The following is a 26,277-nucleotide window of genomic DNA, read 5'->3' as shown; positions in this document are numbered from 1 at the left end:
CGAGTCCAGGACGTCCGATATCCCGGTCTGAAGCGCGAGCGCTCGCGTCACGACGGCGAGCGGGAGCGTCACAGGTCACCCCGCCGGCGCAGCACGCCGAGTTCGGCCAGTGCGACCCCGAGCGCCGCCAGCGCGACCCACTCGGTGAGCGGGTCCGGCACCCGCCGCTCCTCCTCGCGGCCGCGGACGACGCTGCCGTTGCGCGACTCGAGCGGTTCGGCGGCGACGGCCGACTCGGACTCGCTCACCAGCGACGCGCCGTACCGGCGGTCGCCGACCGCGTAGAAGCCGACCCGGTCCAGCGACAGCGCCCGCGCGGTCACCCGTCCCGTTGGGGTCGTCACGGTCCGCTCCCCGTCGAACCGGAGCGTCTCGCCCGTCGGTCGGTTCAAGACGGGCAGCGGGTCGCGGCCGGCGAGGTAGAACATCGCGCGCTTCCAGAACACGGGGTACTGGTAGTTGTACTTGAACGAGGACGCCTCCTCCATGTAGCCGTAGTAGAGGAGTCGCCCGCCGTTCCGCTCGGCCGTCGCGACCAGCGGCGACCCGTCGACCAGTCTGACGAGCGGCCGCGCGTCCGCCGTCGGCTCCGCGGTGAGGTAGCGTTCGGGCGGGGGGAAGTTGATGTCGCGGGTGAGTTCGTCGCTCGCGACGGCCGCGACCGACGGGGAGTCCGCGAGTTCGCCCGTCCGGACGGGGAGCAGTTGCGAGTAGCGGTTCGGCATGCTCTCCTGCGCCTGGACGACCACCCCGCCGCCGCGCTCGAGCGCCTGCCGGCCGTCCTCGACGTTCCCGCGGAGCAGGCGACCCCCCACGATGTTGCTGTACACGACCACGTCGTACCGCCCTTCGACGTTCGCCGGCGGCTCCTCCACCGTGAGTTCGACCTCCGGAATCACCGACAGCGCCGTCGAGAGGTACCGGTTCCGGTCGTTCGTCAGGAGGAGTACGTCGATGGTGGCGTCGTCGGGCGCGGCGACGTAGGCGACGTCGTCGGTGGGGAACGAGTCGCGGGGCGTCATCTCGACGGTGCCCCCACCGGTCGGCACCGGGAGCGTCACGGTCGTCACGTCGCCGCTCCCGAGCGTCACCGTCCGCCGCTGGGTCCCGAACCTGAGCGTCCGCTCGGCCTCGGTCTCGCCGTAGTTCTTCACCGTCAGCGTCACGTCGGTGCCGGTGAACGAGCGGTCGACGATGCCGACGTTGTTCCCCCCGCCGCCCGCGAACTGCCGCAGGTCGACGAGCAGCCCTCTGGCGCGGGCCGCCTCCACTGCCTCCTCCCAGCCGCCGTCGTCGGCGAAGTCGCTGAACACCACGATTCGGGCGTTCTCGCCCGCGACGGCCGTCGCCTGCGCGATGCCGTCGCGGAGGTCGCCCGCGGCGTCGGTGACGGCGAGACCGTCGAGCGCCCGCCGCGCCTGCTCGGACGTCCCGCCGCGGAGCGTCACCTCCCCCTCCTGTCCGACGAACACGACCGACGTGGTCGAGGTGGGTTCCTCGCTCGCGGCCGCGACGGCGCGGGCGAAGCGCGTCGTCCCCCCGTCCTCCGTCGCCATGCTCGCGGTCCCGTCGACGACGACGACCGTCTCCTCGACCGTCGACGCCTCGGAGACGAGCGTGTACGGCGTCGCCAGCGACGTCGCCAGCAGGACGAGCACCGCGAGCTGGAGCAGCAGGAGCAGGTCGCGGCTGAGTCGCTCCATGATGGGGCTGGACGCGTCTTCCCCCCGGTCGTCGCGCAGGAACCGCATCGTCGGCAGGTCGAGTTCGCGGGGGTCCGGCCGGATGAGGTACAGCAGCAGCAGGGGGACGACCGCGAGGAGGGCGACGAGGCCGAGCGGGGAGAGGAAGACGCCGTCGAGGACCATCGTCGTCCTTCACGACCGGCCGGGGTTTGGAAGTTGCGCTGCGTCGGTCGGGTCCGAGCGCGGCGGCGAGCCGCGTCGAGGACCGGCCGCGAGCCTCGCTCCGTGCCCCGTTCTGTCGCCTTCCCCTCCGTTCCCCTCCGCCCGAGCGTACAGCTACGTCGTCAGGGCGCGTACACGACGCATGGCAACCGGACGAGACTCGGCCCCCCCGGAGGCGTGGATGCTCGGCCCGCGCGACGGCGACCCGTACTGGTCGCTCGGCTCGCTCACCGTGCTCAAAGCGACGGACGAGAACACCGGCGGCGCGTTCTCGATGATAGAGGAACTCGTCCCCGCCGGGGCGTCACCGCCGCTGCACGTCCACCGCGACGACGACGAACTGTTCTACGTCCTCGACGGCGTCGTCACCTTCGAGGTCGGCGGCGAGCGGTTCACCGCGGCGGCCGGGTCGACGGTCTACGCTCCGCACGGTCTCCCGCACAGCTACCTGGTCGAGGAGGAGACGCGGTGGCTCATGTTCGTCCAGAACCCCGGACTCGAACGCCTCTGGGCGTCGGTCGGTCGCCCCGCGGAGTCGTGGACGGTGCCGGACGACGCGGACGCCGACCTCGCGGCGCAGATGGGGCGAGTCGTCGACGAGATGGACCGCTACGGCATCGAAATCGTCGGCGACCCGCTGACCGCCGAGAGCGACGGGACGGGGTGAGCGTCGTCCCGCAGCCCGCGCCATCCCCGGTCTCGCCCGGTTCGTACGTTCACTCCGCCGGACAGCCGACGTAGACGACGTGCGCCGTCTGGGGGGCGCCGCCGAACGGCGCGCCGACGACGAGCCCCGTGGTCGCGCCGCCGTGGACGGCGGCGAACCCGCTGGCGTGTCCCACCTCGTCGCCGGCCTCCGAACCGGTGTACGTCGCCGTCGCGTCCGCGAGCGACGTACTCTCGTCGGTGACGACGTACGTCGCGCCCGCGTCGCTCCCGCCCGCGTCGGTGCCCGGCGCACCCACCAGCACGTCGGGCCGGCCGTCGCAGGTGACGTCGCCCGCACCGCCGACTGTCCACCCGGCCTGGTCGCCCGCGGACGCACCGGTGTACGTCGCCGTCGCGTCCGCGAGCGACCCGCTCCCCCCCTCGCCGCTCGCGAGGAACGCAGCACCGGTTCCCTCGTACCCGATTGCTCCCACGAGCACGTCGCCGGTACCGTCGCCGTCCACGTCGCCCGGGCCGGCGACCGACCAGCCAGCCAGCGCGCCGCTCCCCGGTCCGCGGAGGACGCGTCCGGCGTCTCCGAGCGACGCGCGCCCGTCGAACGGCCCGGTGACGACGTACGCCGCGCCGGCGTTCTCCCCGGCGTCGGCGTTCCGCGGCGCGCCGACGAGCACCGCCGGGTCGCCGCCCCCGGTGGCGTCCGCCGCGACGCCGACCGACCAGCCTGCCTCGTCGCCCGTCGTCTCGCCGACGAGCGTCGCGTCGGCCTCGGACAGCGAGGAGAGCGCTCCCGCCCGCTCGCCGTCGACGACGTACGCCCGCCCCGCGCCGGGCCCGGCGTCGGTGCTCCCACGGGGCGACCCGACGACGACCTCCGCCCGCCCGTCGCCGGTGAGGTCGGCCGCGGCGACCGAGAAGCCGGTCAGCGAGTCGGGTACCGGTCCGGGGAGTTTCGCGTCGGCCGACCCGAGCGACAGTTCGCCGTCGAGATTCTCGCCGCCGTAGACGACGTACACCGCGCCGCCGTTCCGCGCGCCGCCGCTGTGGCGCGGCGCGCCGATGACGGCGTCGTCGACGCCGTCGCCGTTCACGTCCGCGAGCGCGACGCTGTTGCCCGCCCAGCCGCCGCGCGACTCGCCGACGAGCGTCACGTCGGCGTCCGCGACGGAGCGGTCGCCGGTGACGGGACCGAAGAAGACGAACGCGGCACCCGACCGGGGCGCGCTGGCGTTGTGGAGCGGCGCGCCGAGGACGACGTCGTCGACCCCGTCGCCGTTCAGGTCGCCGACGGCGGTCCCGAAGCCGAGTTCGTCGCTCCCGTCCCCCTCGACCGTGACCGCGGCGTCCGCGAGGCTCCGGGTCCCCCCGAGCGGGTCGCCCGCCGGGACCGACGCCGGCGTCTCGGGGGGTGCCGCCGTCGTCGCGGGGTCGGCAGTGTCGGACGGAGCCGACGTCGTCGCGGAGAACTCGCCGCCCGAATCGGTGCCGTTCGGCGTCGGTCGTACCGTGTCGTCCCCAGGAGGAGAGCCGCCGAGGAGGGCCAATCCGCCGCCGATGACCGCGATGCCGACGACGAGGAGCGCGCCCAATGCGAGCGCCAAGACGCGCCTGTCGTCGCCACCGCCGAGTCCGGACATACGTGCCGGTTGCCGAGGAGGCCCTTAGTTCGGGCTGTTCTACGCCGGGTAGGCGGCGTCTTCCGGCCGTCCGCGAACCGCGGGTTCTTGTCGGTCGGGGGCGTCGTGGCGGCCGTGCAGGTTGCTATCGTCACCGTCGGGGACGAACTCCTCGCCGGCGACACGGAGAACACGAACGCCTCGTGGCTCGCGCGGCAGGTGACCGAGCGCGGCGCGACGGTCGCGCGCGTCCTCGTCGTCCCGGACGACCCCGCGGTCATCGGCGAGTACGTCCGGCGGTGGAACGCCGAGTTCGACGCGGTGGTCGTCACCGGCGGCCTCGGCGGCACCCACGACGACGTGACGATGCGGGCGGTGGCCGACGCGTTCGGCCGCGAGTTGGTCGTCGGCGACGACGTGCTCGCCGACGTGACCGACACGGCGCGCGCGTTCGCGGAGGCGAACCCGGACGTCGTCGACGAGTACGACCTCGACCTCGACCTGGAGGCGTGGGCGGAACTCCCGGCCGGCGCGCGTCCGCTCGACAACCCGGCGGGGCTCGCACCGGGGTGTGCGCTCGACGGCGTGTACGTGCTCCCGGGCGTCCCCGCCGAGATGCGGGCCACGTTCGAGGGGGTCGCCGACGAGTTCGGCGGCGACGTCGTCTCCGAGACGTTCCACACCCCCGCTCCCGAGGGAGCGCTGACCGAGACGCTCGCGGCGGCCCGCGACCGGTTCGACGTGGCCGTCGGCAGCTACCCCGCCCCGAGCGGCGACCCCGGCCGCGTGAAGGTCACCGGCACCGACCCCGACGAGGTGGAGCGGGCGATAGCGTGGCTCCGCGAGCGGGTGGAGACGGCCCCGCCCGCGGAGAGCGCCGAATCGGAGTCGGCCCCTGACCCCGAGTCCGGGTCCGACGCCGAGTGACGGACCGCCGCTCGCTCTCGGACGCGTGACCGCTCGGCTCTCAGTTCTGAGTCGCGGGGGCCAACCCTTATCGGCCGACGTGACGCAGCGACGGGCGTGTCTCGGGGACGCTCGTGGGGAGACAGTCGTGGGGTCAGCGAGACGGTCGGGTTCGTCCTCGTCTTCTCGCTCGTGGTCGTCTCCGTCGGGACGACGTACGCGGTCGGGTACGCCGGCCTGGAGGAGGCGCGCGACGAAGAGCGGGTGGACAACGCCCAGCGAGCGTTCGACGTGCTCGCGAGCAACGTCGAGGACCTCACCCGGCGCGGGGCACGGAGTCGCGCGACGGAGATACGGCTCGCCGAAGCGGACCTCCGGGCCGGCGACCCGGTTCTGCTGAACGTCTCGGGCGACTACCGAACCGGGACCACGTCCGCGGCCGACTTCTACACGGGGAACGTGAGCCTCACGCCGCTGGTCTACGAGGCCGACGGGGCCACCGACCGCGTCCGATACGTCGGTGGGGCGGTGCTGCGCGGCCGCGAGACGATGGCGCTCGTCCGGGAGCCGAACGTCGTCGCCGACGACGGGACGTTACTCGTCCCGGTCGTCCAGACGTCCGTGACCGGGTCTCGGTCGGTCGGGGGGTCGACGACGGTGCTCGTTCGGACGCAGCGGTCGCTGTCGGACGTCGTCGTCGCGGAGAACGACCGGTACGACGCGGTGAACGTCACGCTCTACACGCCCCACACGCGACCCTGGCGTCGGTACTTCGAATCCGAGGGGTTCTCGTGTACGGTCCCGGCCGCGGGGACGCTCGACTGCACGGCGACGGACGTGACCCGGCTGTACGTCGTCGTCTACGACGTGGACGTGACGCTGGAGTGAGGCGGCGCGGCCGGACGCGTCGGACGAGTCGTCGAGACTCTCGGTAGTTGGGTGGTAGAGAAGGGGTCGGAGTCACTCGGCCGACCGGACGAACTCGACCGTGACTCGGCTCTCCGTGACGTGGAGGTAGGTGACGAACCGCGGCGACTGCGCGGTGTCGTACTCCAGTTCTCCGGAGGAGGCGTCCGGGTTGACGCGCGGGCCGTTCCCGGGACCGTAGTTCACCGTCAGGTCGACGTCCGGCCCGAGCAGCCCGAGGTAGTGACGCACGAGGTGGCGACTGCTCGTCTCGTCGCCGGAGCGAAACCGGACGGGTTCGCCGCTCTCGGTGTGGTTGAAGTCGGCGTGCGGTCGGACGCCGCCCTCCCAGTCGTGCCGCCACGTCGACCCGTCGTTCTCGGTCGTGAACCCGCCGTACGTGAGCGGCGTCCCTCCGGTGAAATCCGCGCGTAACTCGACGCCCTCCGCGCCGCACTGCAGGCGAATCGGGCCGTCGTTGCCGTCGACGGAGCCGTTCGTCCACGCGTGGTGTCCGCCGCTGTCGTCGGCGTAGTACACGTCGTACTCCAGCGTGACGGCGTCGTCGATGCTCCCGTCTTTGCAGGGGTTCCCGCCGAGACCGCTGGGGACGTGAATCAACAGTTCGAACTCGCCGTTCGCGTTCGACGCCGAGAAGGAGAAGTACATGTTGTTGAAGTTGTTCCCCGGGCTGAGCGCGACCGAGAAGTCCTGAACGGCGTGTCCCGACGCCATGCCGCGCGCCTCCACGGCGTTCGTCCGCGAGGGGAGTTCGAACGCCCCGACCTCTCCGCCCGTCTCCAAGACGACGTGGGCGGTTCGGTTGGTCCCGTACTCCGTCACCGTCCCCTCCGTTCGCGTCCGGAAGTACTCCGCCCACGCCCGGTAGTACTCGCTGTGGACGGTCACCTCGACCGTCCCGTTCTGGACCGTGTTCGAGTAGGTGCGCCCGTTCGGGTACGCGTTCGACTCGTTGGGGTACACTCTCTGCACGGGGCTCGTGCTCGTGATCCGGGCGACGGCCGACCCGGTGGCTCCGCCGTCGCCGCGGACGCGGGCGACCGGGAGGGTGAGCGTCGCGTCCCGGTAGTGGAACTCCGGGGGCGAGACCATCACCGACCCCTCGCCCGTCTTCCGCCAGACTCCCCCGCCCTGGTAGGCGACCGTCGTGTCGCCGCTCCGGTAGCGGACCGCCCCGAGGCTGGCGTCGTAGACGACGTGGTCGGTCCCCGCGGTGTAGTTGTGGTGGGTGACCCGAATCCAGCCGGCGTCCTCGTCGACCGCGAACGTCCCGTCGCCGCCGGAGGCGAACCGGACGGTCTGGGAGGGTGACCCTCCGAGCGCGACCATCGCCGTCCGCGAGTCGAACTGCGTCATTCCGTGTTCCACCCGGTCGACGTGCGTCTCCCGGCTCGCGTCGTCGAACGACTGTCCCCCCAGGGCGACGACCGTCGTCGCCCCGAGCAGGGTGAGTCCGATCAGGAGGACGAACCCGATAGTCGTCGACTGTGCACGCCCCGTCGGCGACCCGGCGTTCACGAGACGACCCCCCCGCCGAGCGTCGCCACTCCCGACGCGACGGTCTCGACCACGAGTTCGTCGGTCCCGTCGCCGTCCGAGTCGCGCAGCGTGACGGCGACGGCTCCCCCCTCGACCGTCCGCTCGACGAGTGCCACGTTGGACCGGATGGTGAGTTCTACCGTCGCCCCGACCGGGGGGCTGGTGAGCGAGAGCACGTACTCGCCCGGCTGGTCCGAGGGTTCGGTCACCTCCGTCACGCGGATTCGGTACCGACTCCCGGCCACGGTTCCCGGCAGGGCGACCCCGACGGAGACGTTCTCGCCGGTCGCGGCGAGGCGTTCCGCGTCCCCGATTCCGCCGGCCAACTGCTCGGCGCAGACGTCGAGTTGGTGGCGGGTCACCGAGTCGCGTTGCGCACCGAGGTAGTCCCCGCCGGCGACGAGCAGTCCGGATATCAGCAGTGCCGTGATGGCGAGCGCGAGGACGTAGTTGACCGTCACGGACACGCCGCGGTCCGTCCCGCGAGCGCGGAAGGGGGTCACTGGACCGCCCCCGGCGCGACGCGCGTCTGGGACCGGTAGTACACCGACGGACTCCGGTACACGACCTCCAGTTCGACCGCGTAGACGGCCGTCGACCGGTACGGACCCGGTCCGCCGAAGCCGGCGTAGTGGCTCGCGTCCACCTCGTCGACCGGGCGCGACACCGTGAGAGCGTACCGCCCGACGACCTGGTCGGTTCCGTGGAACGAGAGGTCGTACGTCCCGTCGAGCGTCTGGAAGAAGTCGAGGTCGTCGCAGGACGCGCCGCCGAACGTCGCTCCGGTGAGGTCGACGCTCACGGCGCTCCCGGTGTGTGCGCACGAGTCGCCGTCGACCGGTGCCCCGCCGGGTGCGAAGGTGCGGAGCGCGAACGCGTCGGGCGCGGTCCGGTAGACGTACACGGAGTAGTTCCCCCCTCCGCTCGCCGTCACGTTCAGGTGGAAGGCGGTGCCGGACAGCGTCGAACGCGTCTCGTCTGCGACCTCGGCCGTCCCGCCGCTCTCGACCACCATCGTGACGTTCCGTGCCCGCGCGTCCGAGACCAGCCGCCAGTCGGGGGCGCCGGTCGCGTCGGTGAAGTTCCGGGCGTCGGTCTGGACGATTCGCGTCCCGTCGTGCACCGAGGAGACGGAGACGTCCGAGACGCTGCCGCCGGCCGCGTGGTGTCGGCCGGCGGCGGCCGCCCACACCGCCATCCCGCTCGTGAGGTTCGCGTGCATCGAGGCGTACGTCTCGTTTCGCCCGACCGAGAGCGCCGTGAGGCTCCGGCCGGCCGCGTCGACCGCGCCGGCGCGGTACCCGAGTACGCTCCCCGCGCCGGCACCGGTCGAACGCGCGGCGATGGTCTCCGTGTAGATGGCGGCGTTCAGGAGGAACGCGAGCGAGACGAACACCACCGCGAGCCCCAGCGCTCCGACGAGCATGAGTTGCCCCCGGCCGTCCCCCCGCCGGCGGGTGAGACTCACATCCGCCATACGGTCACCTCCACCTCGAGGACGTTGTACACCGGCGAGTTCGGAGCGATGTCGGACGCGAAGAAGTCGTCGGTGTTCCGCAGCCGCGGTCCCGTCGGCGCACCCGACGCGTCGCGCAGGCGGTCGTCGTCGTACAGGGTGACCGTCCGCGAGACGACGGCGGCGTTGTCGCTCGGCGCTCCGAAGTTCACGAGTTCCACCCGCTCGCGCGTCCCTCCGTCCCGGAGGAAGTACACCGTCACGTCGAACGCGATTCCCCGCGAGCGGAACGTCCGGTCGAGCGCTCGTCCGAACGCGGTCGGCGGACCGCCGTTCACGTAGCCGTCGTCGCTCGCGCCGTGGAACTCCTCGCTGCTCGTGTTGTAGTAGAGCACCGTCGGCTTCAGGGTCCCGTTGGCGGCGTGTCCCGCGAGGATACCCTCGGCCATCGCGGCTTGCTGGCGCTCGATGTGCTGGTTCGACGTGCTGCCGGTGAGCGGGGTGACCGCAGTCACCTGCAGGGCGAACACCACCGACGAGAGGAGGATCATCGCCCCGACGACGGCCTCCAGCGTGTGGGCCTGCCCGCGGTCGGTCACCACACTCTCACCACCAGTCGGTACTGCGCTCCCCCGAGCAGGACGACCCGACGTGCCGTCGTGACACTCGTCGTGGTCCGCGGGGCACTCCCGGCCGCGAGCACGGTCCCGTCGAGCGTGGCCACGCCACCCGAGAGGTGTTCGACGGTCACGTTCACGTCGGTGGTGGGCCGACCGGTCAGCCGGGCGGGGTCGTGGACGCTCGCGTCGAACCGACATCCCGGGGGCGCGCTGGCGGCGTCGGTCCGCAGTTGCTCGAAGAAGCCCGACGTGCAGGTCTCGTTCAGCACGTACGGGGTCCCCGGGTCGCCGAGGCGGTCGGTCGCGAGCGATTCGGCGACCCTGTCGGCCGTCCCGACGTCGGAGGCGCCGTCGAAGGGCGCGAATATCCCCGGGACGAACGCGACGACGAACGCGGCGACGACCACGAACAGCCCGATTCCGACGGTGAAGTCGATGGTCGTCTGACCCCGGGCCGACGTCGGCGGCCGTCCGACGCTCACGCGACCACCATCCAGACGGCGAGTGCGACGGTGAGCAGGCCGACGACGAACTTGACGCCGGCGACGACGTCGGCGCTGCGGATGTACCCCGCGATGATGCCGGACATGACCGCCTGGAGCGTGACCGCGTGGAAGAACAGCACCGAGAGTTGGTCCACATCGACGTTGCCCGCGAACCCGCCGCTCGCCATCCCACCGCCCGCGCCGCCCGCGGCCGCCATCCCGCCGCTGCTGGCGCCCGCCTGGCCGGTCAGGCCGGTCATCACGTCGAGGAACTTGAGCTTCAGGATGGCCATCACCGCCAGCAGCGTGAGGTACGTCATCAGGATGATGGCGACCTGCATCCGGGTGCGCGACTTGCGCTCGCGGTCGATGTCGTCCTGGTTCTCGCTGGCCTGCGCGGCCGTCGTGAGCACGTCGGTTATCTGGCTGGACGCCTCCTGCGCCTCCGAGATGAGCTTCACCGTCCGCGCCAACCGAGGGATGTGGTACTCGTTGTTGAACTCCACGAGCGCCTCCCGGAGACTCATCCCGTAGTTGACCTTCGCGTACATCACCTCGAACTCCGCCGCGAGCCGCCCCGACGAGGTGTCCGCGACCGTCTCGATGGACTCCAGCAGCGTCTGTCCGGTGTCGTTGGCCGAAGAGAGCTTCCGGAGCACGTCCGAGAGCCTTCCGGTGATGCCGCCGCGGCGGTGCTCGTGCCACCCGTGGAACACCGCCAGCGGGACGAGCGTGACGTACGCCGGGACGTAGACCCACGCGAACGTCGCCCAGACCGGGTTCGCGACGAACCCGTCCCACGACAGCGGCGCGGACCCCGAGAGCACGGCGAGACCGACGAACACGAGCGCGGCGGGCGCGGTGAGTGCGAGCGTGTACAGCGGGTTGTCGCGGAAGAACCGGTGCGGGGCCCGCAGCAGTTCGCCCGTCTTGTGCGTCCCCTCGCGGGCGCGGATGCGGTCGAACACGCCGAACGACCCGGTGAACGACTCCACCAGCCCGAGGTGCAGCAGCCCCTCGCGCTGGCTCTCGGCGAACCGGTCGTCGACGCCCGACGGGTCGAGGTAGCCGTCGCCGGGTTCGTCCTGTTTGACCGTCGAGACCAGCACGAGGAAACCCACGCCGATGAGCGGCGTGAGCAGGTACACCGTCGCGAAGAGCAGGAACGGGTCGCCCTTCCCCATCATCGACATGATGACGAGGATGATGATGAGCAGCAGAGGGAACAGCGAGAGCGTCATGTACATCTCGCCGAACAGTTCGAGGGTCTCGAGCGTGAGTTCCTGCTGCTGTTTCGCCGTCCGGAGGTGCTTGTCCTTCTTGTCCTTCAGGAACTGCTCCATGTCGCCCCCGGAGTTGATGATGGAGAGCATGTCCGTGAGGAACTGCGAGAGTTCGTCGCTCGGTGTCTCGATGGCCTGCTCGCGCACGGCGTTCCGGTAGTCGGTCCCGAAGTACGTCGTCTCCTGGACGATGCTCTGGAACTCGCGGGCGACTTCGCCGTACGTGTCGTCCGCCTCGGCCATCGCTTCGAGGATTTCCAACTGGTTCAGCCCGCCCACGGACAGCGCGTACATGAATGAGACGGCGTCCGACAGCAGCATGTTTATCTCCCGCTCGCGGGCGCTGGCCCGCTGGTACGGGATTCCGAGGAGCGCGCCGAACCCGAGCCCGAACCCGACGCTCCCGAACACCATCCCGCTCGCGAACACGCCCACGGGAACCGTGAGACTCCTGAGCAGGTGGGCCGTGTCCGCCGACGAGACGGGAATCCCCAGACCGACGGACTCCGGCGAGACGACGCCGAGTGCGAACAGCCCGTAACCGAGGAGACAGCCGAGCAGCCAGAGCGCCCCCCCGACCAGGACGCCGACGCCGAGCGCGCGCGAGACGTAGAGTTCGACCGGCTGACCCATCCGCGCCTCCGTCAGCTTCTCGTCGACGCCCGCGACGAAGTCGCCGTCGGGATCGAACAGCCGCTTGAACAGCGGGTAGAACGCGTCCGCGAACCCCCGCGCGCCGCCGAAGTTCCCGCCCGCTTCGAGACTCATCTACGACTCACCCGAGCGCTCGACGTCGCCGAACCCCCAATCGTCGATTCCCTCCCCGTCCGTCGCGTCCGCGGTGTCGTTCGCGGTCGTGTCGTCCGCACTCGGTGTCCCGTCGGCGGCGTCGAAGTCGTCGACGGCGTCGAACGACGACTCGACCGGGGTCGGCTCCGCCTCGGATTCACCGCCCGTCGCACCGCCCGCTGGGTCGTTCTCGCTACCGACCGAATCGGTCGCCTCGTCCGACGGAGCGAGGTCCGCCCCCGCGCCCGTCTCGGCCTCCACGTCCGCGACCGGACGCCCGACGTCGAGCGCGTCGGCCACGTCGGCCGTGACCTCGTCGCGGTGTTCGTCGAGAATCGGTTCCGCCTCCGCGAGGATGTCGTCGACGAGCGCCGACATCTCCTCGCTCGCGTCCGGGCGGGGCACCATCTCCTCCTCATCGGGGTCCACGTCGATGAGGACCGACTCCATCTCGCGGAGGTCCTCGAGGCTCGACTCCAACCGGTCGGTCGCCATGAGCGAGAGGATGGTCTCGGGGTCGTTGATGAACGCCTGCAGCGTCGCCGCGACCTGCGTGTACGTGTTGAGCCCGCGGTCGATGAGGTACGCGAGCACCGCCCGGCGCCTGAGCAGTTCCTCCTCGAGCGTCTCGCGCGTCCACCCGCGGTCGAACTGAATCTCCCGGAGCGTGTTCGACTCGCCCATGTCCAGGAACTCGTCGGTCTCGGCCTGCCACTGGTAGACGTCCTGGACGTTGATCTCGTCGTTCTCGGCGTCGTAGTGGTTGATCTCCGTGAGCGACTTGTTCCGGCGGACCTTCCGCCCCTGCACGCGCGTCGCCGACTGGATGGAGACCAGGTCCAACGCCGTGAACATCGTCTTCGAGACGTTGATGGGGTCGGTGGTGAACCGCTTGAGCACCTCGCCCACGTTGTCGGCGTGGAACGTCGTGTACGTCGTGTGACCCGTGGACATGACCTGAAAGAGCGTCCGCCCCTCCTCGCCGCGCACTTCGCCCATCACGATATAGTCGGGCCGCTGGCGGAGCGCCGCCTCCAGCAGGTCGAACTCGTCCACGTCGCCCTTGTCGTCGTCCGAGAAGGAGGGCCGGGTGACGCTGGCAATCCAGTTGCGCTGCGGGAGTTCCACCTCGCGGGTGTCCTCGATGGAGACTATCTTCGAGTTCGAGGGGATGAACAGCGAGACGGCGTTCAGGCTCGTCGTCTTCCCGGACGCGGTGCCGCCCGCGAAGATGAGGCTCTTGTCGTTCTCGATGCAGAGCCAGATGAACGCCATCTCCTCCAGCGAGAACGTGTTCCAGTTGATGAGGTCGATGGGCGTGAACGGCACGTCCTTGAACTGCCGGATGGTGTAGTTGGTGCCGTGGTCCGACACCTCCTTGCCGAGCGTGAGCTGTGCGCGCGACCCGTCGGGGAGGGTGGCGTCGACCTGCGGGCGGCGCTTGGAGATGCCCTTCCCCGAGCGCTGGGCGAGTTTGACCACGAAGTCGTCGAGTTCCCCCTGGCCGTGGTAGACGTTCGAGATTATCTGCTCGTACTCGGAGTGGTAGACGAACACCGGGCTGTCGTAGCCGTCACACGAGATGTCCTCGACGTTGATGTCGTGTTTGATACCGTCGATGCGCTCGTAGCCGACGAAGTCGCGCTCCAAGAAGTACAGTAACTTCTGGACTGTGTACTCCGAGAGCGTGTCGGGGTCCTCGGCCAGCACCGCCGGTTCCGGGCGAGCGGCGATTCCGTCCAGCCCGCCGGCCGTGCGCGGCGTGTGGTAGCCGAGCGCGCGGACCAGCCGTCCGGCGGCTCCGTCGTCGGGATCGATGCCGAGCGCGTCCGCCAGCCTGTTCCCGAGACCGGGGCCGTCTTCGTGCTCGTAGAGGTCGTACCGGTCGAGCAGGTCGTACGCCTCCGCTCGGATGACCTCCCGGCGGTGTCGCTCGTCCGCGGCGACCGCGCCCTCGTCGGCGTACTTGATGGCCGAGCGGAGTTTCCCCTCGAGGAACTCGCTCAACTCCGCCTCGATGCCGTTGAGCCACGGCTCGACGACGTAGTACTTCTTCTCGTTCTCCTTCGTCGAGTGGAAGACGACGACGAACGAGTTCGGTTCGTTGACCCAGTAGCGCTCCACCTCCTGGAAGTGGGTCTTCTTGCGCATCGGTACCGCCTTCTCCAGGTCGTACCGGTTCGCGAGCGTCGTCTCCCCCGCGGCGTCCGAGAAGAAGGCGTCCTCGTCGACGTCCGGCGCGACGTTCACCGTCCGCTCGTCGACCACCTCGTCGAGTTCCGGTGCGCGCTGACTCAGGTGGCCGAGCACGTCCTCGACCGCGTCGGGGTCGAACCCGAGCGCGTCCGTCCTGTCCTCGTGGGTGAACGACAGCGGTTCGTCCTCGTCGTCGGTCGGCGGGTTGCCGTCCTCGTCGAGGAAGTACTCCCGCTCGTAGTCGTCCCACGTGTAGATGTCCTTCCACACCGGCGTCTGGTCGTACGCGAGCAGTGGCGAGGTCTCCGCCAGTCGCTCGCCCGCCGTCCCCGCCTCTGCGACCCGCGACGCCAGACCCGCGAGGTCGGTCCCGAGGTACTCGACCGGGTCGACCCCCACCGCCTCGAGGTCGTCGTCGGTGACCGGCCGGCGGCCGGGCGTCGCGTCCGGATCAGCCTCGTCGGGCACGTGTTCGACCCGGACGCGCGCCGCGAGCGCGTCCGCGGCGTCGGTCTCTCCCCGTTCCCGGAGGAACTCCACCCACGAGTATCCGCCGACGCCCCCATCCCCATCGTCACCGCCGGCGGGCCGACCGTCGAACCCCTCCGACGGCAACGCCGCCGCGTCGTCGGTTGCCATTACCACTGCTCACCCCGTCGACGGCCTTCAACGGTACCCTCCGAATATCAGGGGCGAGAACAGCGAGACGCTCGGGGACTGTCCGTCTCGTGCGTCGGGCAGCAATGCAGGCGTGACGGGATTCGAACCGCGGTCGCTCGGACAGAATAGCGGGCGTGACGGGATTCGAACCCGCGATCTAGAGGTTAGGAACCTCTCGCCGTATCCCCTTGGCCACACGCCCCACTGTCCGCTGTGGGGCGGCGATAGAAAAGCGGTCCGAACCCGGCTCAGTTCCGCTCGGTCTCCGACTCGGTCCGCGTGTCGGAGGTGGTCGTCTCGGTGGTGGTCGTGTCGGTTCCGGTCGTATCGCTCGACCCCACGTCGTTGTCGAGGTTGGTCATCTCCTCGGTCTCCTCCTGCATCTTCTGGAGTTCGTCCTCGACTTCCTCGCGACCCTTCTTGAACTCGCCCATCGCCTGCCCGGTCGAGCGGGCGAGTTTCGGTATCTTGTTGGCCCCGAACAGCAGGACGAGGACCAGGAGGATGATGAGCATCTCCGGCCCGCCCGGGATGGCGCCGAACAGGGGTGCTGTGGTGAGCATCTCTACTCTGGCTTAACTCGCTGGCAATTATAGGCTTTTTGGACCGCCGGGTTTCGGACTACGCGGCGCTCTCGCCGTCGATTCTAGTGGAACTGGGAGGGAGGACTGCGGGCTGGCAGGTCTTTCGTGGAGCCCGACGGACGACGTTCGGCGTATCGTGAGGGACCATTCCGGTAAGTAAACTACAAGTAATCGCCCCGCGTGAGTAGCGACGATGGTCGACGATCTCCTGCTCGCGGTGGCGGACCGGACCCGCCGTCTCGTCCTCGAACGACTCGAAGCGCTCGACGCCGGAGAGGCGTTCGACGTGGACGCCCTCCTCGACGACGTCGCCTCGGTCGATCGGCTCCACCTCCGGCACGTCCACCTCCCGAAACTGACCGACGTCGGCCTGGTCGACTGGGACGCCGAGACCGGACGCGTCGAGCGAGGCGAGGCGTTCGACCGGGTCGTCCCGCTGCTTCGAACCGTCCGAGAACTGGAAGCCGCCCCGGGGGAACGGTGCTCCTCACCGGTCTGACGACGGACGCGGAGGCGGGGGGCGGGTTCCCGCGTGTGGGGAGCGTCCCGCTCGTCGGACGGTCACCACGGAAACGGGGTCGCCGGGGGGAGGGCTTTTGCGGGCCGCCGCCGTGGGCCACCGTATGAGCGATTCCGACGAGCAACGGGTGGCGGAGGAGGCGAGCGCCCGGAAGTACGACCCGGACGCGGACCACGCCTTCCCCGACGGTCGACTCAACGAAGTGCTCGACGCGCTACTGTCCGACCCCGAGGTCCACACGTACCTCCGCGCACAGAACGTGAACGCGGTCAAGCGGAAGGGGTACAACGACCACGGCGCGAAACACATCGAAATCGTTCGGAACCGCGCGCTCCGACTGTACGACCTGCTGAAACGCGGCGGCGTCGAGTTCAACGGCGCCGCTCAGCAGGGGCTCCCGGAGGAGGACGAACCGGTCATCATCGCGCTCGCGGCGACGCTCCACGACATCGGTCACGTCGTCCACCGGGACGAACACGCGTACTACTCCATCCCGCTCGCGGCCGACGTCCTCGACCGGTTCCTCACTCAGTTCTACGACATCGAGGCGCAGGTCCGCGTGAAAGCCGAGGTGCTCCACGCGATCCTCTGTCACCACACGGAGGAGGACCCGCTCACCCGCGAGGCGGGCGTCATCCGCGTCGCGGACGCGCTCGACATGGAGCGCGGCCGGTCCCGCATCCCCTACGAGGAGGGGGGACGGGGAATCAACACGCTCTCCTCGCAGGCCATCAGCAACGTCTCGCTCAAGGCGGGAAGCGAGGAGGGCGAGGACGTGCCCGTCCTCGTGGAGATAGAGATGGTGAACGCCGCCGGGGTGTACCAGGTCGACAACCTCCTCAAGGCGAAGCTCAACCACTCGCTCATCGACGACGACGTCCGCATCGTCGCCATCAACACGAAAGCTGACGACCAGCTCGTCGAGCGCATCGAACTGTAGCGCGGACGACGACGCGGCCGTGACCGGGGTTCGATAGCTCGGGGCGCACGTACCCGCGAAGCCGTCCGAGAAGGCCGACTTTATCACGCGGGGTCCTGTTTCGAGACGTAACGTGGCACGGTTCGGAAGTTCGGTCGGCCTGCTGAGAGACAGGGAGTTCGGGGCACTCGCGGGGACGGCGTTCGCGCGGAGTCAGGCGTACTCGACGCTTCTCATCGCACTCGCGCTGTACGCGGACGCGTTCGGCACCACCGGGTTCGTCGAGGGGCTGTTCGGGACGGCGTTCGCCGCCGTCCAACTGCTCATCGTCCTGCCGCTCGGCCGGAAGATAGACACGAGCAACGCCAAACACTGGCTGCTCGCGGGGCTCGCGCTCAACGTCGTCGTGTTCGTCGGGTTCATGCTCGTGGAGAACGCGGTCCACGTCGTCCTCGTTCGGATGCTCCAGGGGTTCGGCGCGAGCATCCTCTGGATAACCGGGTCGACGGTCGTCGGCACCATCGCCCCCGACGGCGAGAACGGCCGGTGGCTCGGGTCGTACAACCAGGTGGCCGCGTTCTCGAGTCTCGCCGGCGACGCCGTCGGTGGGTACCTCCTCTACGCCGAGGGGTTCACGTTCACCTACGCCATCCTGTCTGTCGTCACCATCGCGGCGTTCCTCCTCGTGTTCGCGTACCTCCGCGACGACCCGGGCGGCGGTACCGAACGGGACGCGGGCGGCGGCGTGGAGACGTTCCGCGCGCTGTTGGACCTCCCGATGATTCGCGCGCTGGTGCTGTTCCGCCTCGCCTTCTCGGTCGGCAAGATGGCGGTCATCATCTTCCTCCCTATCCTGGCGAAGACGGAGTTCGGCATCAACGCGTTCGCCATCGGCTGGATTCTGGCCGGCGGGAAACTGACGAAGGCGCTCACGCAGGGGTACGTGGGCGACCTCTCGGACCGGGTCGGTCGAAAGCAGTACTTCGTCGTCGTCGGGGCGCTCCTGTACGGACTCGGAACCGCGCTCATCCCGTTCAGCTACTACTTCGAGGGGACGATAGAACCGTTCCGGTTCGCCGCGTTCGGCGACACGCAGGTGCTCGGCGGGGCGTTCTTCTCGCTGTTCGTCGCGTACATGGTACTCGGCGTCGCCGACAGCATCCGTCTGCCCGCGAGCATGTCGCTGTTCGTCGAGGAGGGGGAGAAGTACGACTCAGTCGCCTCGTCGATGAGCCTCCGGTCCATCTCCTGGAAGATCGGACAGGTCGCCGGTCCCATCACGGTCGGACTCATCATCGACTACGTCTCCGTGTCGGCCGCGTTCTACACCGCCGCGGGGTTCGTCGTCCTCTCCTCCGGCGTCTTCTGGATGGTGTTCTCCCGGGCGTCCGCTCGGGAGGCGGCTTCGCCCGCCAGCGCCGACGACTGAAAAGGCACCGTCGAAGACACTCGGGAGCTGACAGGGGTTGTGCGCCGACCACGGAGGCTGTACTCAATCAACCGTAGTCACGAGAGGAGTGTTCAGGAGGAGGTGCGTCTCTCCCGAACCCCGGGTCGTACGACGGACCCAAGAGGGTATCTACCCGGTCGAAGGATTCCGTTCGTGACACCCCCGACTCGGCGCGACGAGACAGTCACGGGGGTCGTCAGGCAGCAGTGGAACGGCCGCGCGACGACGTTCGACGAGGAAAGCCAACACGGAATCCACTTCGCCGAACAGCACGACCGCAGAATCCCGTCGCTCGTTGTGGGTTTCGACGAGACCGGAGAACCGGAACCTGAGACCCGGGCGGCGTCCAACCCCGTCACGTCACCGCGCCTTACGCCGAGGCGGCGTTCCGTTCGTTCGCCCGGTTCGTCGCCCAGTACCACAGCGCCCCGTTGAGCACCACTCCCGCGAGGAACAGCCCCCAGTTGGCCCACGGGTTGTTGTACCAGACGACGTCGATTCCGACCGACTGCTGGTAGACCGGCCAGAACGGTTCGACCGCTTGGGCGATGTCGGGCGCGGAGAGCATGTCCGCGAACACGTGCGCCGTCCCGGCGACGAAGACGACGACGAACCCGAACTGGTAGGCCTTGTCGGACGCCGCGGGCGAGAACCACTCGCTGTCGCCCAGCGCCGTCTTCCAGACCCACCCCAGTATCGGGCCGACGACGGCCGCGAACACCAGCGCGGCCAGTACCGTGTGGAAGACACCGTGGTGGTGGACGCCCAACCCGCCGATGTTCGAGAGCACGAGGTCGATGTCCGGGAGCATCCCGAACCAGAACCCGGTGAGGACCGCCGTAGCGGCGGTCTTCGGGCGGTCGACCGCGACCCACGTCGGTGCGAGCCATATCAACGCCATTCCGAAGTGGCCGATGACGTCGACCATGTCGTCCACGAGTTCGGCCGAACAGATAGGGGTGGTGGCTGCAGTCGCCGGAACACGGGGCGTCGCTGGGGGGGTCCCGTCGGTACTCACCCGTCGTGTCCGACGACCACGACTCCGACGCGCGGCTGACCGTCTACCGTTCGGACGGTACCGCCATCGGCTGTACGAAATTCGAAGCGATTGACAGCGGCGTCCTGCTGACCGAGGACCTGAAGGAGAACCGCGTGTGCGGGTACGTCCCCACGGCCAGGTGCGGTTCGTCCTACCCACCGAAACCGCAGAGCGTACTTCGATGGGACTCGCCGGGTCGAGTCTCTCCGTAGTCCCCCTCACTCCGTCAGACGGGAGTGCGCCGGGCGGGATTTGCACCACGGTCGCTGGCGCTCCCTGTTCAAATCGCCGTCGAGGCACGTTCGCTCGTCACGTCCGTCCTCGCAGAATGCGCCGGCCGGGATTTGAACCCGGGTCGTTGGCTTGGAAGGCCAAAGTCATACCAGCTAGACCACCAGCGCTCGCGTCCGTCGCTCCGACGGCCGTCGGTTACGACCGCATTCGGGCGACGGCAGAGTGTTGACGAACGAGGGATAAGGGCGTTTCGTTCTCCCACGGCCCGGCGGAACCGTCGGCCCGGGCCTCGGGCGGTAGCTGCCGGCGCTACGCCGGGCGCGCGCACCTCCTCCGCGGACCGGACTACTCCTCTTCCCACCCGAAGTCCGGGAGGATAGTCCAGTCGGTGACGTGTTCGATGGCGCGAGCGCCCCAGTAGCCCACCAGCGGACCGAACAGTATCGAGAGGAACACCCCGGTCAGCAGGTTCATCGGCGTCATCGTATCCGCTCCCTGCGCCGGGACCGACTCCCAGCGCGGTTCCGGTGGCTGCCACCCCGGTGCGCAGTGCTCCCCTCCCGTCCGTCGGCGCGACGGGGCGTCTCCGCGTCGCCCTGCCCGGCTCCGACGGAGCCGTTCGCTCTCATCGGGTGTCCGATTCACCGCACGGGTACTTACGTCTTGTTCAGTCGCCCACGCCGACGAGACCGACCGCCTCGGGAGCCAGCGCGGTCGACGACGGCGGGACGCGGCGTCAGTCGTCGGCCGCCGCCTCGCTCTCGTCGCCGTCGTCGCTCTCGGAGCCGGGCCGGGGTCCGGCGGCGTGACCCTCGTGGGCGACTGCGGTCGCCAGCAACTCCGGCGAGATGGCCGGCACGTCGTCCGCCGTCACCGGTCCGTCGCGCTCAATCTCCTCGACCGACCGCGGGAACGGGCGGAGGTCCATGTGGATGGCGATGCCCGCCTTCGCGCCCTCACCCATCGCGACGGGAATCTGGTTGTGGCCGGGCGTCAGGTCCCCGACGGCGTACACCCCGTCGACGCTCGTCCGGCCGTGGTCGTCGACCGAGACTGTGCCGTCGTCCTCGCGCGCCAGCCCCAGCGCGTCGACGAGTTCGGCGTTGTAGTTCGACCCGTACATCGGGAAGCCGCCGCGGTACTCGCGGACCTCGCCGTCCTCGAACTCGAACGACTCAAGCCAGCCGTTCTCGTCCTTGTTCATCGCGACGACCTCCTCGCGTATCACGTCCACGGGGTGCGCGTCGAGCATCTCGGCCGTCTCCTCGCTCCACGACGGCTCCGCCCCGCGGGTGAGGAGGTCCACCTCGTCGGTGACGTTCAGCATGATCATCGCGACGTACGCCGCCGAATCGCCGGCGCCCATGACGAACACCGGTTCGTCGACGAACATGTACGCGTCACAGTGGAGGCAGTAGTGGAGCCCCCGGCCCGTCGGCGGGAGGGGCGGGTCGGGTTCCACGTCCGAGAAGCCCGTCGCGAGGACGAGTCGCCGCGTCGTGTACGTCGCATCGTCCGTGGAGGCGCGGAACCCGTCGCAGTCGTCGACCGGTTCGACGTCGTCGACGAACGCCCGGTGGTAGTCGGCGCCGTAGTCGCGGACCTGTGACTCGGCCGTCTGCAGGAACTCGACGCCGCTCGTGTCCTCGGTGACGCCGATGACGTTGTGCGTGTCGCGCATCATCGCCGCCCGTCCGCCTCCGCGACTGACGACCGCCGTGTCGAGCCCCAGCCGGGTGGTGTACAGTGCGGCAGTCAGTCCGGCCGGGCCGCCGCCGACGACGGTCACGTCGTAGTCGAACTCCTCGTCCATGCTCCCAACTCCAGCCCCGCGCGCATAAAAACGCGCCCGGTCGTGCGGGTGGTCCGGTAGACCGGGGAGGGGCGAGAGCCACCCACCGGGCCGGCGCTACTCCTCGACCGGCGGCGCGACGACGGCGTAGCAGTTCCCGCTGGAGACGAACGACTCGACCGTCCGGAGGCCGCTCGCGTCGAGGTCGGCCCGGAACTCCGCGGGGTGGTAGATGTGGTAGAACCGCGGGACGGTCTCCCCCCCGGGGAGCGTCCAGTCGAGTTCGGTGTCGAACCCGGTCTCCGGCGTCGCCCCTGCCTCGCCGTCGAACCGGTCGTGCTCCGTGCTCCACGCGCTCACGAGGGCGCGCCCGCCGGGCGCGAGCGCACGGGCGAGGTCTGTGAGCGACGCGACGCGCCGCTCGCGCGGACGGAGGTGGTGGAGCGTCGCCACGTACACGGCGAGGTCGACCGTCGCGCCGCCGACCGGGAGCGCCGCGGCGTCGCCGCGCACGAGCGAGAGCGCGTCCGCGTACCCGCGCTCGACCGCGCGGCGTCGCGCCGCCGCGAGCAGTCCGCGGCTCGCGTCGAGCCCCACTACCCGCTCGGCGCGGGCCGCGAGCAGTTCGGCGTGGCGGCCGTTGCCGCAGCCGACGTCGAGTGCGGTCCGTGCTCCCCGCTCAGCGAGGAACGACTCCACCTCGGGCCACGGGTACTCGCGCGTCGCCGAGAAGTGCTCCGCGATGCGGTCGTACGTGGCGGCTCGCTCCCGAACGTCGCCGTCCGCTTCGTGCGAGTCCCCCTCGTCGTCCGGTTCGCGCTCTCCGGTCGAGCGGTCCCCGTCTCCGTTCCGGCTCATGCGATGAACGTGAAGACGAGGTGGGCGGCGAGGAGCATGAGTGCGGCGTGTTTCGCCCCGTCGCTCACCCGTCCCTCCCCGAGCTGGCCGGCGACGAGGCCCGAACAGACCGCCTGGACCGCGGATGCGTGGTAGAACAGCAGGGCGTACTGTCCGGTGTTCGCCCCGCCCAGTCTACCGAACACGCCGGCCGAGACGCCCGCACCCCCCGGCGCGCCGCCGGCCGCGCCGGTCGCAGCCGCGCTCTGGACCGCGGGGATGAACGCCACCGTGAGCGCGGCGATGATACCGAGGAACACCGCGAACGAGACGTAGATGACCAGCAGGTACGTCACCATGACCTGCCGCCGTTCTCGTCGGAGCCGCTCGGTCGCGCGCGCCTCGTCGGCCGCGATTTCGAGGACCGGTGCGACGTCGCCGGTCGCCGCCATCGCGTTCGTGACGAGCGTGACCGCCCGCGACACCATCGGCGAGTCGAGCCGCGACTCCATCCGTTCGAACGCGGTCCCGACGTCCGCACCCCACTGGACGTCCCGCCACGTCCGTCGCACCTCCGGGGTGAGTCGGTCGAGGTCCGACCGGGTGAGCCGGCGGAGACCGTCCACGACCGTCATCCCGGCGTCGTTGAGACTCGCCAGGCGGTCGAGGAAGTCCGGCACCGCTCGCTCGACGGCCCGGGTTCGACGCTCGTCGAGTTCGTACACCGCCGCGAACGCCGCGAGCGCGAACAGCGTCGCCTCGACGACCGCCGTGTCGACCGCTCGAACCAGCGGCAGCGGCGCGAGCGGGAGCGCCCCCGTCCGGAGGAGCACCCACGCGAGCCCCAGCGGGACCGTGACGAGCGCGGTCGCAGCCGGGCGGTCCAGCAGCGTCTCGACCGGCCGGTCGGCCCACGAGCGGACTCGCTCGACGCCGTGGCGCGTGGTGACCCGGCCGCGGGCGCTCGCCCGTCCGACGCCGGCCGCCGTCCCGCCGTCGGTCCGGGCCGACGAACCGCCGGTGCGGACGTTCGCGGCGAACGACCGACGCGGGTCGGTCGCCTCGCCGCTCCGGCCGCCGACGGTCGGACTGTCGGTGATGGAGTCGATGTAGACCACGAACCCGAACGTCGCGAGCGGGATGGCGAGGTAGACGACGAGTCGGAGGAGTCGGAGCGTGTCCTCCAGTACGAGACCGACGACGACGAGGATGGTGATGAAGAACAGCGGACCGGCGACCAGCACCGTCACGTACGCCTCGGCGAACGTCGAGAGCAGGTCGAGGTAGCGCTCCTGCTGGGACGCAGCCCGCTCCTGGTACCGCTCGTACTGGGTCCGCAGGAACGCTGGGAGGCTGCGACCGCTCCCGAGCACGGACGCGAGGTTCTCCGCGAAGTCGCTCGTCGTCTCGTCCGGCGTCCGCGCCGACGCCCGCTCGAGCGCGGTGAGCACGTCGGTTCCGAAGTTGTTCATCTCGCGGACGGCGACGCCGAGTTCGCGCGCCGCCTCGCCGTACACGTCCTCGTTCTCGGTCAGCGTGTCCAGCACGGCCGGGAGCGACATCCCCGAGCGCGAGAGCGCGTAGACGAACGCCACGGTTCGCGGGAGGGTCGTCTCGACCCGCCCGGCGCGGACGCTCGCCCGGTGGTCCAGCAGCGTCCACCGGAGCGAGTACGTCCCCGCCGCCGCCGCGCCTCCGACGGTCCCCGACGAGAGCAGGAGGGCGACGAACAGACCGAGGACGCCGAATCCGGCGGGGTCCGAGCGGGGGCCGAGAACCGCCGTCGACTGGGGGGCCGCCGCTCGAATCGCCTCGGCGCTCGTCTCGAGGAGCCCGAGCGTCGCTCCCGTCCCGTACGCGCCGAGAACGCCCCCCGTCACACCGGCGACGCTCGCGTACAGGAGCGTCCGCGAGGCGTACACCCGGTGGGTCGTCCCGACGTGGGCCGCCCGGAGCCGCTCGCGCTGACGGCGCGCGCGCGAACTCCGGGCGACGTGCTCGCCGAAGAGGGCGAGCGCGACCCGCGTCACGGCGAGGTCGGCCCGCGCGCTCACCGCCGCGAGTGCGACCGGCGCGAGGAGGAGTCCGACCACCACGAGCGGGAGGACCGCGACCCCGGAGACGGTCATCCGGAAGTGTCACCCTGCCCGTCGTGTCGGTCGTCAGCCCGCCCGGGCGCGGCGACCGCCTCCCCGTCGACGTCGACGCGCTCCATCGCCCGGTCCGGGTTCGCGTAGTACTCGTTCACGAGCGCGGTGAACCGCCTGTAGTCGGAGATGCCTCGCTCGCGCAGCGCCGAGAGGAACGCCTCCCGCCGGCGGAGTTCGCCCAGGAGTTCCGCCCGGGTCCACCCCCGCTCGTCGGCGATGTCGTCGAGCAGGTCGGAGTCGGTGTGCGCGTGCGTGTCCGTCTCCGGGTTCCACGAGAACGCCGCGGCGTAGTCGAGTTCGCCGGTCCGCTGGTCGATGCCGCCGATTTCGCCGACGGTCCGGGTGCGCCGGACCCGCTCCTCGTCGAACCGGGTGAGCGTCTGTATCGAGAGGACGTCGAGGCTCCGGACCATCGCCCGGGGGACGTTTATCGGCTCGTTCTCCAGCCGGTTGATGACCGTCTCGATGGAGTCGGCGTGCATCGTGGAGAGCGTCGTGTGGCCGGTGTTCATCGCCTGGAACAGCGTGACCGCCTCGGCGCCGCGCACCTCGCCGACGACGATGTACTCGGGCCGGTGGCGGAGCGCGGACCGGAGGAGGTCGTACATGTCGATGTCGTTCCCCTCCGAGAGGCGCTCGCGGGTCACCGAGGAGAGCCAGTTGTCGTGGTACAGCGACAACTCGCGGGTGTCCTCGATGGTGAGCACCTTCGCGCGCGGCGGGACGAACATCGACACCGCGTTCATCGAGGTGGTCTTCCCGGAGGCGGTGCCGCCCGCGAAGATGAGGTTCTTGTTGTGCTCGATGCAGAGCCAGAAGTACGCCATCTGCTCGACGGAGGACGTCCCGTGTTCGACCAGGTCGACGGGCGTGAACGGCTCGTCGGCGTACTGGCGGATGGTGAACGCCGACCCCCTGGGCGTGACCTCCTCGCCGAGTGCGAGTTCGGCGCGCGACCCGTCGGGCAGCGTCGTCTCGACGATGGGGTCGCCGACCGAGACGTGCCGGCCCGACTGCTGGGCGAGGCGGACGACGTAGCTGTCGAGTTCCGCGGGGCCGAAGCGAACGCTCGTCTCGACGTCGGTGTACTCGTCGTGGTAGACGAACAGCGGGAGGTCGTACCCGTCGCACGAGACGTCCTCGATGTGGGCGTCGTTGAGCAGGGGGTCGACCTTTCCGAACCCCCGGAAGTCCCGCGCGAGGTAGTACGACAGCGCGTGGAACGTCGCAACGTCCGCGTCCACGCCGTACTGTTCGAGCAACGTCGTGAGTTCCTCGCGGAGCGTCTCCTCGTCGGCGTGGTCGACGTCCGACCGGAACAGGAGCGGGTCGCGGATGTCGTCGACGACCCGGCGGAGGAGCGCCTCGTCCCCGCCGGCGAGGTCCGGTTCCACCACGTTGTACCGGTGCTCGCTCTCCGACTCGTCGTAGGTGACGACGACGTACGCGTACGGTGCGTTCACCCAGTAGCGGTCCACCTCTTCGTGGCCGTGTGGAAGGTCGAACGACGAGAGCGGGCCGTCCTCGCCGGGACGGAACGGGCGGACGTTCAGGTCCCCACCGCGGAGCACTTCGACGGTCCGCGAGAGCCGCCGCCGCAGCGCACCGACGCGCCCCCCGAGCGCTCCCTCCTCCTCCGTGAGTTCCCCCGACATGCGTCAGTCGTCGGTGGTTGCCCGGGTCCGGACTTAAATCCGCGACT

The 26,277-nt window shown here is 70.1% G+C and carries 22 protein-coding genes and 2 tRNA genes; 6 read left to right on the top strand and 18 right to left on the bottom strand.

Annotation, left to right across the window (positions count from 1 at the left end; genetic code table 11):
• Positions 1 to 68: 68 nt before the first annotated feature.
• Positions 69 to 1,868, bottom strand: a complete 1,800-nt coding sequence (locus AC6RUA_RS00600) for a DUF7408 domain-containing protein (protein WP_499814027.1) — start codon at positions 1,866 to 1,868, stop codon at positions 69 to 71.
• 181 nt (positions 1,869 to 2,049) lie between these two features.
• Here AC6RUA_RS00600 and AC6RUA_RS00595 point away from each other — a divergent pair, with 181 nt between their 5' ends.
• Complete coding sequence (locus tag AC6RUA_RS00595; RefSeq protein WP_499814026.1) at positions 2,050 to 2,574, top strand: cupin domain-containing protein; 525 nt, start codon at positions 2,050 to 2,052, stop codon at positions 2,572 to 2,574.
• 49 nt (positions 2,575 to 2,623) lie between these two features.
• Here AC6RUA_RS00595 and AC6RUA_RS00590 read toward each other — a convergent pair whose 3' ends face one another.
• Positions 2,624 to 4,210, bottom strand: coding sequence for a hypothetical protein (locus AC6RUA_RS00590; RefSeq protein ID WP_499814025.1), 1,587 nt, complete (start codon positions 4,208 to 4,210; stop codon positions 2,624 to 2,626).
• 114 nt (positions 4,211 to 4,324) lie between these two features.
• Here AC6RUA_RS00590 and AC6RUA_RS00585 point away from each other — a divergent pair, with 114 nt between their 5' ends.
• Positions 4,325 to 5,116, top strand: coding sequence for a competence/damage-inducible protein A (locus tag AC6RUA_RS00585; RefSeq protein ID WP_499814024.1), 792 nt, complete (start codon positions 4,325 to 4,327; stop codon positions 5,114 to 5,116).
• Positions 5,117 to 5,212: 96 nt separating this feature from the next.
• A complete protein-coding gene (locus AC6RUA_RS00580; protein ID WP_499814023.1) occupies positions 5,213 to 5,983 on the top strand; it encodes a DUF7289 family protein in 771 nt (256 codons plus the stop codon).
• Between the two features lie 72 nt (positions 5,984 to 6,055).
• Here AC6RUA_RS00580 and AC6RUA_RS00575 read toward each other — a convergent pair whose 3' ends face one another.
• From AC6RUA_RS00575 to AC6RUA_RS00535, 9 genes are all read right to left on the bottom strand, one after another.
• Positions 6,056 to 7,540, bottom strand: a complete 1,485-nt coding sequence (locus tag AC6RUA_RS00575; RefSeq protein ID WP_499814022.1) for a DUF7289 family protein — start codon at positions 7,538 to 7,540, stop codon at positions 6,056 to 6,058.
• The gene (locus tag AC6RUA_RS00570) at positions 7,537 to 8,064 is read right to left on the bottom strand and encodes a DUF7266 family protein (protein WP_499814021.1); all 528 of its coding nucleotides are present in this window, start codon (positions 8,062 to 8,064) and stop codon (positions 7,537 to 7,539) included. Before AC6RUA_RS00570 ends, AC6RUA_RS00575 begins: the two co-directional genes overlap by 4 nt.
• On the bottom strand, positions 8,061 to 9,038 hold the full coding sequence (locus AC6RUA_RS00565) for a hypothetical protein (protein ID WP_499814020.1): 978 nt from the start codon (positions 9,036 to 9,038) through the stop codon (positions 8,061 to 8,063). The genes AC6RUA_RS00570 and AC6RUA_RS00565 overlap by 4 nt, the downstream gene beginning before the upstream one ends.
• On the bottom strand, positions 9,026 to 9,568 hold the full coding sequence (locus tag AC6RUA_RS00560) for a DUF7288 family protein (protein WP_499815463.1): 543 nt from the start codon (positions 9,566 to 9,568) through the stop codon (positions 9,026 to 9,028). The genes AC6RUA_RS00565 and AC6RUA_RS00560 overlap by 13 nt, the downstream gene beginning before the upstream one ends.
• Positions 9,569 to 9,612: 44 nt before the next feature.
• Positions 9,613 to 10,119, bottom strand: a complete 507-nt coding sequence (locus AC6RUA_RS00555) for a DUF7287 family protein (RefSeq protein ID WP_499814019.1) — start codon at positions 10,117 to 10,119, stop codon at positions 9,613 to 9,615.
• The gene (locus AC6RUA_RS00550; protein ID WP_499814018.1) at positions 10,116 to 12,173 is read right to left on the bottom strand and encodes a type II secretion system F family protein; all 2,058 of its coding nucleotides are present in this window, start codon (positions 12,171 to 12,173) and stop codon (positions 10,116 to 10,118) included. Before AC6RUA_RS00550 ends, AC6RUA_RS00555 begins: the two co-directional genes overlap by 4 nt.
• A complete protein-coding gene (locus tag AC6RUA_RS00545; protein WP_499814017.1) occupies positions 12,174 to 15,029 on the bottom strand; it encodes a type II/IV secretion system ATPase subunit in 2,856 nt (951 codons plus the stop codon).
• Between the two features lie 150 nt (positions 15,030 to 15,179).
• Positions 15,180 to 15,252, bottom strand: a tRNA-Arg gene (locus AC6RUA_RS00540).
• Between the two features lie 46 nt (positions 15,253 to 15,298).
• On the bottom strand, positions 15,299 to 15,613 hold the full coding sequence (locus AC6RUA_RS00535) for a Sec-independent protein translocase subunit TatA/TatB (RefSeq protein ID WP_499814016.1): 315 nt from the start codon (positions 15,611 to 15,613) through the stop codon (positions 15,299 to 15,301).
• A gap of 214 nt (positions 15,614 to 15,827) precedes the next feature.
• Between AC6RUA_RS00535 and AC6RUA_RS00530 the strand changes: the two genes are divergently transcribed.
• The 3 genes from AC6RUA_RS00530 to AC6RUA_RS00520 all read left to right on the top strand — a co-directional run bounded on the left by AC6RUA_RS00530 (position 15,828) and on the right by AC6RUA_RS00520 (position 18,502).
• The gene (locus AC6RUA_RS00530) at positions 15,828 to 16,133 is read left to right on the top strand and encodes a DUF7344 domain-containing protein (protein WP_499814015.1); all 306 of its coding nucleotides are present in this window, start codon (positions 15,828 to 15,830) and stop codon (positions 16,131 to 16,133) included.
• A 124-nt stretch (positions 16,134 to 16,257) separates the two neighbouring features.
• The gene (locus tag AC6RUA_RS00525; RefSeq protein WP_499814014.1) at positions 16,258 to 17,094 is read left to right on the top strand and encodes an HD domain-containing protein; all 837 of its coding nucleotides are present in this window, start codon (positions 16,258 to 16,260) and stop codon (positions 17,092 to 17,094) included.
• A gap of 112 nt (positions 17,095 to 17,206) precedes the next feature.
• Positions 17,207 to 18,502, top strand: coding sequence for an MFS transporter (locus AC6RUA_RS00520; protein ID WP_499814013.1), 1,296 nt, complete (start codon positions 17,207 to 17,209; stop codon positions 18,500 to 18,502).
• A 391-nt stretch (positions 18,503 to 18,893) separates the two neighbouring features.
• Here the strand turns inward: AC6RUA_RS00520 and AC6RUA_RS00515 are convergent, their stop codons facing one another.
• From AC6RUA_RS00515 to AC6RUA_RS00485, 7 genes are all read right to left on the bottom strand, one after another.
• On the bottom strand, positions 18,894 to 19,451 hold the full coding sequence (locus AC6RUA_RS00515; protein ID WP_499814012.1) for a metal-dependent hydrolase: 558 nt from the start codon (positions 19,449 to 19,451) through the stop codon (positions 18,894 to 18,896).
• A 440-nt stretch (positions 19,452 to 19,891) separates the two neighbouring features.
• Positions 19,892 to 19,963: transfer RNA gene (locus AC6RUA_RS00510), tRNA-Gly, on the bottom strand.
• Between the two features lie 178 nt (positions 19,964 to 20,141).
• On the bottom strand, positions 20,142 to 20,279 hold the full coding sequence (locus AC6RUA_RS00505) for a hypothetical protein (RefSeq protein ID WP_499814011.1): 138 nt from the start codon (positions 20,277 to 20,279) through the stop codon (positions 20,142 to 20,144).
• Between the two features lie 253 nt (positions 20,280 to 20,532).
• The gene (locus tag AC6RUA_RS00500; protein ID WP_499814010.1) at positions 20,533 to 21,609 is read right to left on the bottom strand and encodes an NAD(P)/FAD-dependent oxidoreductase; all 1,077 of its coding nucleotides are present in this window, start codon (positions 21,607 to 21,609) and stop codon (positions 20,533 to 20,535) included.
• 96 nt (positions 21,610 to 21,705) lie between these two features.
• Positions 21,706 to 22,446, bottom strand: coding sequence for a class I SAM-dependent methyltransferase (locus tag AC6RUA_RS00495; protein ID WP_499814009.1), 741 nt, complete (start codon positions 22,444 to 22,446; stop codon positions 21,706 to 21,708).
• A complete protein-coding gene (locus tag AC6RUA_RS00490) occupies positions 22,443 to 24,554 on the bottom strand; it encodes a type II secretion system F family protein (protein WP_499814008.1) in 2,112 nt (703 codons plus the stop codon). Before AC6RUA_RS00490 ends, AC6RUA_RS00495 begins: the two co-directional genes overlap by 4 nt.
• Positions 24,551 to 26,230, bottom strand: a complete 1,680-nt coding sequence (locus tag AC6RUA_RS00485) for a type II/IV secretion system ATPase subunit (protein WP_499814007.1) — start codon at positions 26,228 to 26,230, stop codon at positions 24,551 to 24,553. Before AC6RUA_RS00485 ends, AC6RUA_RS00490 begins: the two co-directional genes overlap by 4 nt.
• Positions 26,231 to 26,277: the final 47 nt, after the last annotated feature.

Source organism: Halorarum sp. SLYT50 (assembly GCF_059821265.1).
This window is presented reverse-complemented; position numbering and strand designations above follow the sequence as displayed.

Coding starts and splice junctions, on each gene's coding strand:
- AC6RUA_RS00600 (WP_499814027.1), bottom strand. CDS start 1,868: ATGGTCCTCGACGGCGTCTTCCTCTCCCCGCTCGGCCTCGTCGCCCTC.
- AC6RUA_RS00595 (WP_499814026.1), top strand. CDS start 2,050: ATGGCAACCGGACGAGACTCGGCCCCCCCGGAGGCGTGGATGCTCGGC.
- AC6RUA_RS00590 (WP_499814025.1), bottom strand. CDS start 4,210: ATGTCCGGACTCGGCGGTGGCGACGACAGGCGCGTCTTGGCGCTCGCA.
- AC6RUA_RS00565 (WP_499814020.1), bottom strand. CDS start 9,038: ATGGCGGATGTGAGTCTCACCCGCCGGCGGGGGGACGGCCGGGGGCAA.
- AC6RUA_RS00560 (WP_499815463.1), bottom strand. CDS start 9,568: ATGATCCTCCTCTCGTCGGTGGTGTTCGCCCTGCAGGTGACTGCGGTC.
- AC6RUA_RS00550 (WP_499814018.1), bottom strand. CDS start 12,173: ATGAGTCTCGAAGCGGGCGGGAACTTCGGCGGCGCGCGGGGGTTCGCG.
- AC6RUA_RS00545 (WP_499814017.1), bottom strand. CDS start 15,029: ATGGCAACCGACGACGCGGCGGCGTTGCCGTCGGAGGGGTTCGACGGT.
- AC6RUA_RS00535 (WP_499814016.1), bottom strand. CDS start 15,613: ATGCTCACCACAGCACCCCTGTTCGGCGCCATCCCGGGCGGGCCGGAG.
- AC6RUA_RS00530 (WP_499814015.1), top strand. CDS start 15,828: ATGGTCGACGATCTCCTGCTCGCGGTGGCGGACCGGACCCGCCGTCTC.
- AC6RUA_RS00525 (WP_499814014.1), top strand. CDS start 16,258: ATGAGCGATTCCGACGAGCAACGGGTGGCGGAGGAGGCGAGCGCCCGG.
- AC6RUA_RS00515 (WP_499814012.1), bottom strand. CDS start 19,451: ATGGTCGACGTCATCGGCCACTTCGGAATGGCGTTGATATGGCTCGCA.
- AC6RUA_RS00505 (WP_499814011.1), bottom strand. CDS start 20,279: ATGACGCCGATGAACCTGCTGACCGGGGTGTTCCTCTCGATACTGTTC.
- AC6RUA_RS00500 (WP_499814010.1), bottom strand. CDS start 21,609: ATGGACGAGGAGTTCGACTACGACGTGACCGTCGTCGGCGGCGGCCCG.
- AC6RUA_RS00495 (WP_499814009.1), bottom strand. CDS start 22,446: ATGAGCCGGAACGGAGACGGGGACCGCTCGACCGGAGAGCGCGAACCG.
- AC6RUA_RS00490 (WP_499814008.1), bottom strand. CDS start 24,554: ATGACCGTCTCCGGGGTCGCGGTCCTCCCGCTCGTGGTGGTCGGACTC.
- AC6RUA_RS00485 (WP_499814007.1), bottom strand. CDS start 26,230: ATGTCGGGGGAACTCACGGAGGAGGAGGGAGCGCTCGGGGGGCGCGTC.